Below are 12458 nucleotides of genomic sequence, written 5' to 3'. Positions count from 1 at the left end.
ACGGGTTCGTCACTATTAATGACGCAGCTCAACTACTTCCGGTTCCCCGGATCGCGCAGAAATTCCAGTCGTTCTTGGAGACGTTGCCGACCGCGGGCGCAGCGACTCTTGATCGTCCCCTCCGGAACACCGAGCATAGCGGCGGCTTCCGCCACGCTATACCCCTCGAGATCGATGGCAACGAGAGCGGTGCGCTGGTCCGGCGGCAGCGAGAACAGCGCCTGGTCGACCACCAGTGACATCTCCATCTCGGCCACCGCGTCCCGGTCGTCGCGGGGCTCGGGCATCGTCTCCGGGTCGAGGGAGACGGCCTTGCGGATCTTGTTGCGCCGGATCCGGTCCAGACAGGCGTTCACCACGATCGCGTGCAGCCAGCTGCGTACCTCCGCCTCGGCGCGGAACGAAGCGGCGGTGCGGTGGGCCGAGAGCAGGGCGTCCTGCAGCGAATCCGCCGCGTCCTCGCGCGTATAGGAGGTGCGCAGCGCGGTCTGCCACAGATGATCGTTGTGCCTGCGTAGCAGCTCGGCGAAGGCGTGCCGCTGGCCGCCCACATGCGCCTGCAGTAGCTCGACATCGGTGTAGTCGGCGCCCACGAACGAACTTTCGCGGTACGCGACCGACCGCGATGTCCCCCCGCGGTAGTCCTCGTTCAGTTCCGACGACAAAATGCCAACCCCTTGGACAGCGCTCACGGTGGCGACGGACATGGCTGACCATCGCCGAAATTTCGCAGCATCCAGGATCGAAACACCAGAACCCGGGAAGCTCCCCTGCTGAGAGCGCCAGGAGATCATATCGTCCGTCGCGATTCGTCAGCAACTAAACGAGGATGCGGTGGCAGACCTCCTGCGGAGAGGGCAGGGCGCCAACTTATTTCGCGAGCACATGGTTACTCGCCGGGTATCGGCCGACCGGGTCGATTTCACCAGCCGTCAGCCGCCGGCGTCACTGTCGTGGCACCTGAAGCCCCGGAGCGGCGGAACAGCTCAAGCCGCGGCGTCGAAACGTATATCGGCGATCGAAGTTTGGAATTGACCACCGGAGTTTCCCAGGCCGGTGATCCAGATGAGCACATAGCGAGCGGCTTGATCGGCGCGTACCGGTATGTCGGTGATGCCGTCGCCCAGCTTGGCCGTGCCGATCAGCTGTGTCTGATCCAGCGTCGGCTGCGCGGTGGGCGAGGTCCGGATCTCGACGGTGGTGCCCGGGCTCGGCGAGTTGATCGAGACGTTCGTCAACTTCGCCGGGCTCGGCAGCGTCGATAGCAGCCCGACCCCTTTCTTGAGGGCGGGGAACTGCTGGAAGTACTGATCCGTGCGCCACAGGGTGGCTGGATTCTGATCGAGCACCGCGTTGACATTGCCGACCCCGTCCGGGGTGCCCTCCGGGGAGAACACCGACTCGGCGGTGATCGGCACCGGCACCCCGCCCGAGGCGGTGGTCGGTCCGGCGGCCGCCGGGGTCGTCGGTGGCGCGCTGTCGGTGGTGAGGCCGATATTGCGTTGCTCGTTGAGCGGTGCGTCGGAGGCGCCCGGTGCGAACACGCTGACCATCCACCAGATCACGATGCCGACCACCAGCGCGGCCAGGATGCCGAGGCCGACCATGATCCACATCATCCGCTGGGATCTCTCGCGTTCGGCCGCGAGCAGATCCGGGTCGGCGAGCGACTCGTCGGGCGCGGCAGGCGTCGCCCGCTGGCCGAGCCGGAGCACCGGGATGAAATCGGTCTTCTGATCCACCACCGACGCCTGCTCGAGCACGTGCTGCACGGTCGCGGCGGTGCGTACGCCCTTGTTCGACTCCAGCGACCGCACCGCGACCGCCGAGATCTCGAAGGGCACCTCGGGTCTTATCTGGCGTGGTTCCACCGGCGTGCCGTCCGGGCCGAAGTCGGCGAGCCGCAACCCTCCGACAGTTGCGGCGGTGCCGGTGACGCCGCCGGAGCGGATCGGCCAGCGGGCGGTGATCAGCGCGTAGAGCATGGCGCCGAGGCCGCGCACATCGGACTGCGCGTCCGAGTCGGCCAGGGTGCCGGGGAAGGCGAGCACCGCGTCGCCGGTCGCGCTGATCCGCACCCGGTCCGGGTGGTCGATGGACAGCGAGCCACCGCCGCGGTGGGCCAGTTCGGCGGCCGACGCCAACGCACGGATCGCGCGGGCGGCACCGATCGGTGAGGGCACCGTTTCGGCCATCTCGCGCAGCGAGCGACCCGGGGTCCACTCGGCCACCACGATGCCGCCGGAACTACCGCGCACCACGTCGAGCACCCGGGCCAGGCCGGGTGAGTTGATCCGCCCGAGCCGCAGCGTGCGGGACAGAATGGCCTGCGGGCCGTCGTGGCCGGAGTTCTCGCTGGCCTTCTGATCGGCGTCGACGAAGGTCAGCGCGACCTCGCGGTCGAGCTTGATGTCGAGCGCCTGCCAGAACTTGAGGCCGCGTGCCCCGCCATGCCCGGCGAGCAGGCGGTATCGGCCGCCGGCCACCGACGCGCCGGGAATCAGCTTCGGTCCGCGCGGCGTACGCCGGGCACCGCCACCGAGCGGCGGCATCTCCGGCGAGCCGATCGGGATCATCCCGGTGTCGTACATCGGATCGCGCGCCGGGATCTGGCCCTGGCGATCGCGTGGTTCCGCGTCGTGTCCCTGCGGGGCCGCGTCGGGCCCTTGTCCGTCGTAGTCCGGTGCAGTCCCGTCGTGATCCCGAGCGTCGTAATCGGGCGGGCCGGTGCCGATCTCGCGGTTCGCGTACGCGGGATCCGACGGCTCTCCCCCGGGTGGCGGAGCGTCCGTCGAAAGCCCGCCTGCCGTGGTCGCAGAAGAATCAGCGGCTGGGACGCCGCCCACCGCGTCGTCGCTCACCCTCGGTCCTCCTTCGCCCTGGTATGTCGAGGTTCCGGCGATTTCGCCACTTGTGCTTCTCTGCCGAACAGGGTACGGGAACTCGCCCATGCCGGTGATGTCAACGGCATCGGCTCGGATCACGGGCAAGACCATGGTCTGAGCATCCATGTACGGGTCGTACCCAGGGTAGGCCAAATATGGATCTGGCCTGCGCAATACCTGAGTTGCGTACTGATCGTCGACCGGGCCGTCGAGATCGAGATCCGGCGCGGGCGGCGTCCAGCCGAGGCGGCGCGAGATCGCGACGGTGATCGCGACGATCTCCGGCACCCCGGCCAGGCGCATCAGGCCGAAGGCGACCGCGAACATGACGACCGCCGTGATGGCCACCCGAATGAGCGATCCCGGTCCGCCGAAGGACGCGGTCAGGCGGTCCAGGCCGAGCACCCGGTCCACGATCCACATGACGGCGCCACCGGCCACCGACGCGAAAAGCACCCGGGTAATGGTCCGGCTGACGTTCGACATGCGCAGGTCGCCGAGACTGCGGTGCAGCAGATAGCCGCCGACCACGGCGCCGACCGCGAATCCGAGACCGTTCGCGACGCCGAGCGCGATCACCACGTGCTCGGCATCGGTGATCATCGGGGCGATCGCCGAGAAGACGATCTTGGCGGCGGTGATGCCGAGGATGATCCAGGTCGGGATCCACGCCTGCTCCCTGGCGTAGAACACCCGCAGATGAATCAGCACCAGCGCGTAGGGGATCAGCGAGAACGCCGACCAGCTGACCGCGAGGCCGAGGCGCGAGGCGTCGTCGCTGCCGAAGTTGCCGTATCCGTAGAGCGCCTGCCCGACCTGTGGGCCGGCCAGCGTCAGGAAGGTGACCACCGGCAGCAGGGCGATCATGGTCAACCGGGTCGCGGCGGACAGGTCGTCCACCACCGCGGGGGTGTCGTCGGCGGCGGCGTTACGGCTCAACCGCGGCATGATCGCGGTGAGCACGGTGACGCCGAGGACGCCGTAGGGCAATTGCAGCAGCAGCCACGCGTTGTTGTAGATCGCCGGGCCCGCCGCGTCGGCGTGCGAGGAGATACGGGTGGCGAAGACGAAGCCGGCCTGACTGATCAGGACGTACAGGATGATGGCCGCGCCCATCCCGCCGAACTGCTTGAGCCGGTCGTCGACACCCCAGAGCGGCCGCAGATCGATGTGTTCACGGCGGATCGCGGGCACCAGGCTGATCGCCTGCACCACCACGCCCAGCGTGACGCCGACGCCGAGGACCAGCAGTTTCGGCTCGCCCATCCGCACCGGGTTCAGGCTGATCTCGCCCGGCATCAGCACATAGAGCCCGAGCACCGTGAGCACGACCAGGTTGTTGAGCACCGGCGCCCACGCGCCGGGTTTGAACTGCTGGCGGGTATTCAGGATGGCCGTCAGCAAGGCGGACATGCCGTAGAACAGGATCGCGGGCAACAGCAGGAACGCCAGTGCCGTGGTGAGCCCGGTGTTGACCTTGCCGTCGTCGGACAGGAACACGTATGTGGTCAGCAGCGGTGCGGCCGCGGTGGCCAGCAGCGCCGCGGTGGCGAGCACCACGAACGCGGCCGTGACGAGTCGCCGGACGAAGGCCGCCCCGTTGTCGGGGTCCTCCTGTTCCGCGCGCACCAGCGTCGGCACCACGATCGCGGTGAGCACCGCGCCGAGCACGAGTTCGGCGATCATGTTCGGGATCTGGCTGGCCACGGTGAACGCGCTGGCGATGGCCGGGCCGAGCACGGTGAGCAGCAGCAGCTGCTTACCGAAACCGGTCACTCGGCTGATCAGGGTTGCGAACGCTATCGAGCCGGAGTCGCTGAGCAGTCGGGCACTCGAGTTCGGCTTCTGCTCCGCAGCCTTGGTGGCGGCGGGCCACTCCTTGGTCCGTGGCCGGTTGCCCGCTTCTGGCTCGACGACCGCGGGCGCGGGTGGCCTGCGGCGCGGCGGCGGGTACGGCTCCGGCCGTGCTTGCGGCGGGGCGTAACGCGGCGGTGGCATCCGGCTGGACTGCGGCGGACCCGCGGGTTTCGGGCCGGGCTGCCCGGGTCGCGGTGTGCCGGTCGGGATCGGTCCGGATTGACCGGGTGCGGGTCGCGGGTCACCGACCGGGATCGCGCCGGGCTGACCGGTGGCGGGTCGCACCGGGCGTGCGTCGTTGCCGGGACTTGCGCCGGGCTGTCCGGGTGCAGGCCGTGCTGGGCGTGGATCGCTGGCGGGAATCGCGCCGGATTGGCCGGGGGCGGGCCTCGCGGCCGGGCGCGGAGGGCTGGCCGGGATCGCGCCGGATTGGCCGGGTCGCGGGGGGCTCGCGGGTATCGCGCCGGACTGACCGGGCGGCGGTCCAGGACGCTGACCGGGCGGAATCGGACGAGGCTGCTGGGGCGGCGCCGGGTATTGCCGCTGCCCGGGGTGCGGAGCGGGGGCGGGCCGTTGGGCCGGCGCCGGTGCGGGCGCCGGACGTTGGGGCGGCGCCGGTGGACGTTGCGGCGGTCCCGGCGGCATGCGCTGGCCCTGCCACGGCTGCGGCGGCCCAGACGGCCTGCTGATCTTCGGGACGCGGGGCGGTGGCTCGTACGGCCCGGCGTTCATGTCCGGGTCCTCGGCCTCCGCCTGTGGCGGTAGCCGTTCCCACGGGGCAACGGGCGCCCGACGGGCCGGTGGGCCGTCGCGCCGATCGGAGCCGGGCCGATGCGCCGATGAGTCATCGTCGCTCATCATGCCTCCTGCGCCCGGCGCGACGGTGCATCCCGGTCGGCTCGGCGAGCGGCGTCCACGCTGAATCGCTCACCGTTCCTCCTGGTAATGCCCATCACTCGCACCACCCCTGCGCCGGTGCGAGCTTTCCGCGATTGTCCTCCACTCTGCCACTGTGGTTTGGCGGACGTCCAAATCCGGTAGCAGCGGGCGCTGTTCGCCGGGCCGGGTCGAGCGATCGAACAGGACACAACGGGGGCGCTAGCTCACCGTCCCTCACTGTGCCTCCTGATGCTCCTGCTGTATGACTCGTTGCTTGGCGCGCCGGTACCGATTGACTCGACGCCGGGTGCTCGGGTCGAAACCTTCGTCGGCCGGATCCGGCTGACCGCGGAACCGGCGCCACAGGCGGCGTCCGGCCAACAGGAACAGCAGTATTCCGGCACATGCGGTAATTATTGCCAGGGCCTGACCATAGGCGTTCGAACGAACCGAAACAGAGGTGGCATTCCCCAGCGGAATGCCGTCGGGTGTGGTAAGGGATATCGGAATCACCAGGTTACGGCTGTCGCTCACCTCGGTCGGGATTTGGAACGAGCGTGTCCCCTTCGGCGGCAGCTGTTGCTCGTCGATATCGGTGATCTTCGTCTCGGCGGGGGCCTCGATGCGGAATTTGATCCGGACCGACACGGGCAAATCGTTACGCGCCACCAGCAGCAACGGGCTCTGTTCCGAGGCGAGGGTGTACACGCCGCCGGGCGGCAGCACGGTCACCGAGCTATAGATCTTGTCCAGCGCCCGCGTCGTCTGATCGATCCGCCGCTGGGCGAAGGTGTCCGCCTGAGTCGCGTCACCGGTCCGCCGATCGGACAGGCTCAGCACCCGGATCAGGTCGTCGCGCAGGGGATCGAGGAACTGGCGTGGCGTCGGTTCGGACTCCGGCACCTCGACCAGTGCGCGCATCAGCTCACTGATCCGGCGTCCCTGGTCGCGCACCGGCGCAAGGAACCGGTCCGGCACCGCGTCTTCGGCGGCCTGCGGCAGATAGTCCAGCTCGTAGGGGCGCGGGTCGGCCGGTTGCTCGACCAGCGACTGGAACGGGCGCGGCGTCGCGAGGTTGCCGCGCACCAGCAACTCGAGCTGGCGCAGCAGCGCGGTGCCCTCGTCCTTGCTCGCGCTCCACTGTTGCGGCGGCACGAGTAGCAGCGAACGCGGCTGGTCCGGCTGTGGATTGAGCGCGGTCCAGGAGATCGCGCCCAATGCGTCCTGCAACCGGGCGACACGGGAGTCGTTGGTGACCTCGTAGCGGACCTTGGCAGGGGTGAACGAGGGGGTCGGTGGGTTCGAGCCCACTGCGGCGAGCGCCGTCGCGGACCAGATGTCGAAGGTCGCCACGTGCAGCGACGGATCGACGGCCGGCGCGGGCGGATTCCCGTTCGGCGGCGGGTCGGCGACGGGCGGGGTGGCCGCGGCAGGCGGTGCCTGCGGCACGGCCGCGGTCACCTGAGGCAGTCGCACGACGTCCGGACCCGCGGGTGGCGTGGTCAGGCTCCCCGTGCTTTGCAGCGCGGTAGACCTGCTCTTGCTGTCGCCGCGGCTGATCGTCGACCGGGTCAGCTCGGACGTGCCCGCCGTGCCCTCCGCCGCGACGGCGGTGTCGGCGAGGACCGCGGTGCTGAAACCGTGACCGCGCAACAGGACTCCCGCGCCGCCATCGATGGTGCCCGCGTCCGGCAGGCTCACCCCGCGCACCGACTTGGTAAGCAGGATCGAGTCGACGATCTCGGCGGGCGCGTTCATCGCCCGTGCCGAGAGGTCCGGATCGTTCACCGCCGCCAGCGCGGCGAGGTCCACCTGCGCGAACGGCAGTGCCACGGTGCACATCGACCCGGCGAGCGCGCGCAACCGGTCGAGCCAGGTCTGGGCCTGCGCCGAGCCGGTACCCGGCCGGGTCGCGCCGTCCGGATCGGACGGGCTGGCCAGCACCCGGTAGCCCTTGGTCATCGCCTGCACGGTGACCAGCAGATCGGGGTCGACCGCCAGACAGACCGAGGCGGCAAGCGCGCGGTCGCGCAGGGGCGAGGTGTCGAACACCGTCTCCAACGCGCCGAGCAACTGGTCCAGGCGACCGCCCTTGGCGAGCGACGCGGCCAGCTCGTCGTCGGTGAGTTCGACCTTGCGGTCCGGTGACCCGGGGATGCCCGCCACCATGCGCGGCCGGTCGGCCAGCGGCCACAGCAGTGTCGTCGCGACCGGCGCATCGGTCGGCGCGGTGACCGCCTCCGCCGCATCGGCGTCTTTCGAGGCGGGCGGCACGCCGAGCACCGGCAGCAGGAACCTGGCGTCGTCGAGCCGGGCCGGATTGCCGTAGTCCGGTTTGCCGTTCACGTTCAGCAGCAGCGGGTACACACCCGGTTCGCTGATTCGCAGCGACGGTGCGCCGGTTCCGTCCGGGCGCAGCGGGATGGTCACGGTGAATTTGGTGCGCTCGCCCTTGTCGAGCTGCGTGGCGACCTCTTCGAACTCACCGAACACGTCGTAGTTGATCTGATCCTGCTGCAACGTGGCGCGCAGATCCCCCGGCGTCGCGACCGCGGCCGCCCGCTGCACCCGGACGGTGACGCCGGAGACCATGCGATCGCCGATGTTGGTGACCGTGCCCGAGACCGTGAGGGTCCGATCGCTGGTGGTGGTCACCGCGGTCGGCGTCACCGAATCCAGCGACAGCTTCAGGAAGGATTTGGCTGCCGAGCCGGAGCCGGTGGGCTGTGCCTGCGCGGCGGCAGGCGCCAGGATCGGCAGCGTCGATGCCGAACCCAGGATGGTCAGGGCCGCCACGATGATCCGGAACAGTGCCGACTGTGCGCCACGGGTCCGTCGCGCGGGCCGCGGCGCATCTGCCGCCCGGCCACCGCCCCCCACGGAATCGCTGTGCGATGCCGAAAAGTCTGGGGTCATCGCTTGCCGGTCTCCATCCGGTCGATCAGCTTGTTCGCCACTTCGGCCAGACGGCGTTCGTCCGCGTAGGCCAGTCGAGAATTCAACTCGCTCAACGGCACCCACGCCACCTGGGTGACTTCCACGTCGGCGTCGGACAATTCGCCGCCGGTGGAACGCAGTAGATAATGATGCACCGTTTTGTGTACCCGCCGGCCATCGGTGACGAACCAGTAATCGATGCTGCCCAGTTCCGCCACCACCACGCCGTTGATGCCGGTCTCCTCGGCCACCTCACGGATCGCGGTTTGCTCGGAGGTCTCCCCCTCTTCGATGTGGCCCTTCGGCAGCGACCACAGCAACCGTCCGCGCCGGTCCGTTCGGCCGATCAGTGCCGCGCTGCGCTTCTCCCGCGGACCGTCCAACCCGTCCACGACAAGCCCGCCAGCTGAGGTTTCCCGCACCGTACGCATGCGTGGTTTCGCCGCGTTGGCGGCCGAACCGCGGCGCCGAGGCTGGCGGCGTCGACTGTTCGCACGATCGGCCGGAGACACCAAAACATCCTACTGTGCGCATTTGCCAAACCTTCGGCACGGCGCTGAACTCGCCCACCCGTCGCTCGGCCACCGCCCCGCGTCGAATCACTACCCGATGCTGCTATATCCGGTCGCGAAGCAGCAGCGCCGCAGGCGCCGCAAAGGACACTCGGTAAGCTGCTGATTCGTGGTTTCGACCGAGTCCGAGGACGCAGAGCTGGATAGACGTACCCGATTGCTGGCTGCGGCGGCGGTGACGTTGGGCAGGCTGTCCGATGTGCTGGAACCGCTCGGCGCGATGTTCGCGGCGCGGGGGCACGAGTTGTATCTGGTCGGCGGTAGTGTCCGCGACGCGGTGCTCGGGCGGCTCGGCACGGATCTGGACTTCACCACCGACGCGCGCCCGGAGCAGGTGCAGGAGATGCTGCGCGGCTGGGCCGATCATCTGTGGGACACCGGTGGTTTGGCGTTCGGCACGGTGAGCGGGTCGAAGGGCGGCCAGCAGCTGGAGATCACCACCTTCCGCAGCGACAACTACGACCGGGTTTCGCGCAATCCCGAGGTCACCTTCGGTGACAATCTCGAGGACGACCTGGTGCGCCGCGACTTCACCGTGAACGCGATGGCGGTGCGGATCGGCGCGGACGGCGCGCTCGACTTCGTCGACCCGCTGGGCGGGATGGACGCGCTGCTTGCGGGCGTGCTGGATACGCCTGCGGCGCCGGAGGATTCGTTCAACGACGACCCGCTGCGCATGTTGCGCGCGGCCAGGTTCGTCGCCCAGCTTGGCTTCGAGCTACAGCCGAGGGTGCACACGGCGATCACCGCGATGGCCGAGCAGATCGACCGGATCACTGCGGAACGGGTCCGAGTGGAGCTGGACAAGCTGATCGGTGGCGCGCACCCGATCGACGGCATCAACATCATGTGCGAGACCGGCCTGGCCCAGCGGGTGCTGCCGGAGGTGCCCGCGATGAAGCTGGAGATCGACGAGCACCACCAGCACAAGGACGTCTACTGGCACTCGCTCACCGTGCTCCAGCAGGCGATCGATCTGGAGGACGGCGACCCGGACCTGGTGTTGCGCTGGGCGGCGCTGCTGCATGACATCGGTAAGCCGGACACCAAGCGCAACGAGCCGGGTGGCGGCGTCAGCTTCCACCACCACGAGGTGGTCGGCGCGAAGATGGTGCGCAAGCGGATGCGGGCGCTGAAGTATCCGAAGCAGTTCACCGAGGACGTGGCCCGGCTGGTGTTCCTGCACTTGCGTTTCCACGGTTACGGCAAGGGACAGTGGACCGATTCCGCGGTGCGCCGCTACGTGACCGACGCCGACGACCTGCTCCCTCGCCTGCACAAACTGGTCCGCGCCGACTGCACCACCCGTAACAAGCGCAGGGCCGCGGCATTGCGCAGTACTTACGACGAGCTGGAGTCACGGATCGCGAAGTTGCGCGAGCAGGAGGATCTGGCGAAGGTCCGCCCCGATCTGGACGGCAACGCGATCATGGAGTTGCTCGGCCTGCCACCGGGTCCCGAGGTCGGTAAGGCGTGGCGATTCCTGAAGGAGCTGCGGCTCGATCGCGGCCCGATGACCCGCGACGAGGCGGAGGCGGCCTTGAAGGAGTGGTGGAAAGCCCAGGCCTAGAAGATGATCAGCGTGGTTCCGGCGACGATGGCGGACCGGATCTGCGCCAGATCAAAGGACCCGGTGATCTCGGGCAGCTCGATCCGGAAACGCACCAGGTCACCGTCGCGAGTGGCGTGCACGATGCGTGCTTGATTCGGTAGTTGTTCCAGCAGCAATGCGGGCGTGCCGATCATTCGGCGCGGTATTCGCAGGCCCAGCCAGCTGGCTCGGTGGAGTTCCACGGTGACCCGGTTGTCGGTCACCGAGGCGTCCACCAGCGCGGTCAGCCGCCGGTGCCGGTGTTTCGCGCGGATCAGGCCGCTGGGGTCGATATCGAGTACCCAGTCCAGCGGCTGGCTGTTGATCCAGCCGACCAGCGCCGCCGTGGTGACCGTGCCGTCGAGGTCGAGTTGCGCGGCCCGCACCCTGGTCGGCACGCCGGGAACCAGGCGGACGCCGTGCGCGATCACCGTCACGGCCTCGATCGGATGGTCGTCCCAGCGCAGCCGGGACAGCACCGTCTTTGTCTGGAAGTGCGCGCCGCGCCTACGGACCTTCAGCACCTGCAGGGTGGCGTGCAGATCGTGCCCGAGCAGGGTCGCACTGACCTCCTGCCCACCGAATCGGCTGAGGATGCCCTCGCTGAGCACGGTCATCAGGGCGTCCGGCATCAGCGCCGTCACGGTGCCAGCGCCGAGGTCGGCGCCAGCGTCCACCCAGGAGGTGGTGACGGCGATCCATTGCTCCAGCCAGGACTGCTCGAACAGGCGCTTGCCGAGATCGACGGCCCGCAACGGCGACCAGGACTTCGGATCGAAATACGTGGCCATGATTGATCCGAGCGTACTGGTCGGCGCCGTACTCGACCATCGTGCTGTGACCCAGGTCGCGCCGGTCCGGCAGCAGCACCCGCTGAGCAGGCGTTCTTGCTTGTGGAACACCGCGCCGACGAGAATCGAAGTGCTGTCTACAACACACCGCCACGGAAAGGGTGCATATGCCGCTGGATCTGAACAGTGATCTCGGCGAGGGCTTCGGTCCGTGGCAGATGGGCGACGACGCGGCGATGCTGGACATCGTCACCAGTGCCAACATCGCCTGCGGATTCCACGCGGGCGACCCCTCGATCATGCGCCGGATCTGCGGGCTCGCCGTCGAGAAGGGGGTCAGGATCGGTGCCCATGTCGGTCACCGTGATCTGGCCGGCTTCGGCCGCCGTGAGATTGCCATCGACCCCGCCGAGCTGCGCGACGAGGTGCTGTATCAGATCGGCAGTCTCGACGCGTTCGCCAAGGCGGCGGGTGATCGGGTGCGGTACGTGAAACCACATGGCGCGCTCTACCATTCGGCCTCGCGCGAGCGGCACGTCGCGGACGCCGTACTGGCCGCGATCATCGACTACGATCCGGAACTCGCATTGCTCGGTCCGGCCGGTGGCGAGCTGGCGCACGCGGCCGAGGCGGCAAAGGTGCGCTTCGTCGGCGAGGGATTCGCCGACCGCGCGTATACGCCGGGTGGCATGCTCGCCGCGCGTGGTCTGCCTGGGGCCGTGCTGGATACCGATGCCGCGGTCGCGCAGGCGGTTTCGATCGCCATGTCAGGCTCCGCGCGCACGGTCGACGGGGTCGGCGAGGTCGCGGTGCACGCGGCCAGCATCTGCGTTCACGGCGATACGCCCGCTGCGGTCGAGATGGCCCGGCTCATCCGCACCGCCCTGGACGAGGTCGGGGTGCCGGTCGAACCGTTCGGCTGAGCATGACCCTCCGGATGCGGGGC

The 12458-nt window shown here is 69.0% G+C and carries 7 protein-coding genes; 2 read left to right on the top strand and 5 right to left on the bottom strand.

What is annotated here, in order from left to right:
* Positions 1 to 32: 32 nt before the first annotated feature.
* The 4 genes from sigM to DMB37_RS20870 form a co-directional block, all read right to left on the bottom strand.
* Positions 33 to 707 carry an RNA polymerase sigma factor SigM gene (gene sigM, locus DMB37_RS20885; protein WP_240771593.1) on the bottom strand — a complete coding sequence of 225 codons (675 nt, stop codon included), beginning with the start codon at positions 705 to 707 and terminating at the stop codon, positions 33 to 35.
* A 279-nt stretch (positions 708 to 986) separates the two neighbouring features.
* Positions 987 to 4883 (bottom strand): murein biosynthesis integral membrane protein MurJ, encoded by a 3897-nt coding sequence (locus DMB37_RS20880; protein WP_135237719.1) that lies wholly within the window; start codon positions 4881 to 4883, stop codon positions 987 to 989.
* Positions 4884 to 5855: 972 nt separating this feature from the next.
* Complete coding sequence (locus tag DMB37_RS20875) at positions 5856 to 8417, bottom strand: DUF6049 family protein (protein WP_240771591.1); 2562 nt, start codon at positions 8415 to 8417, stop codon at positions 5856 to 5858.
* 116 nt (positions 8418 to 8533) lie between these two features.
* Positions 8534 to 9070, bottom strand: coding sequence for an NUDIX hydrolase (locus DMB37_RS20870; RefSeq protein ID WP_107659875.1), 537 nt, complete (start codon positions 9068 to 9070; stop codon positions 8534 to 8536).
* 169 nt (positions 9071 to 9239) lie between these two features.
* Here DMB37_RS20870 and DMB37_RS20865 point away from each other — a divergent pair, with 169 nt between their 5' ends.
* On the top strand, positions 9240 to 10700 hold the full coding sequence (locus DMB37_RS20865) for a CCA tRNA nucleotidyltransferase (protein ID WP_135234153.1): 1461 nt from the start codon (positions 9240 to 9242) through the stop codon (positions 10698 to 10700).
* On the opposite strand, the gene DMB37_RS20860 is transcribed toward DMB37_RS20865, so the two are convergent.
* Entirely contained in the window at positions 10697 to 11512 is an 816-nt protein-coding gene (locus DMB37_RS20860; RefSeq protein ID WP_135234152.1) for a hypothetical protein, read from the bottom strand. The two genes, DMB37_RS20865 and DMB37_RS20860, sit on opposite strands and share 4 nt — an antisense overlap.
* A 167-nt stretch (positions 11513 to 11679) precedes the next feature.
* Here DMB37_RS20860 and DMB37_RS20855 point away from each other — a divergent pair, with 167 nt between their 5' ends.
* A complete protein-coding gene (locus DMB37_RS20855) occupies positions 11680 to 12435 on the top strand; it encodes a LamB/YcsF family protein (RefSeq protein ID WP_135234151.1) in 756 nt (251 codons plus the stop codon).
* Positions 12436 to 12458: the final 23 nt, after the last annotated feature.

The organism is Nocardia sp. CS682 (assembly GCF_004634405.1).
GTDB lineage: Bacteria > Actinomycetota > Actinomycetes > Mycobacteriales > Mycobacteriaceae > Nocardia > Nocardia ninae.
Note: the sequence above shows the minus strand (reverse complement) of the source record. Positions and strands in the feature narration are given on the sequence as shown.

Coding starts and splice junctions, on each gene's coding strand:
- sigM (WP_240771593.1), bottom strand. CDS start 707: ATGTCCGTCGCCACCGTGAGCGCTGTCCAAGGGGTTGGCATTTTGTCG.
- DMB37_RS20880 (WP_135237719.1), bottom strand. CDS start 4,883: ATGCCACCGCCGCGTTACGCCCCGCCGCAAGCACGGCCGGAGCCGTAC.
- DMB37_RS20860 (WP_135234152.1), bottom strand. CDS start 11,512: ATGGCCACGTATTTCGATCCGAAGTCCTGGTCGCCGTTGCGGGCCGTC.
- DMB37_RS20855 (WP_135234151.1), top strand. CDS start 11,680: ATGCCGCTGGATCTGAACAGTGATCTCGGCGAGGGCTTCGGTCCGTGG.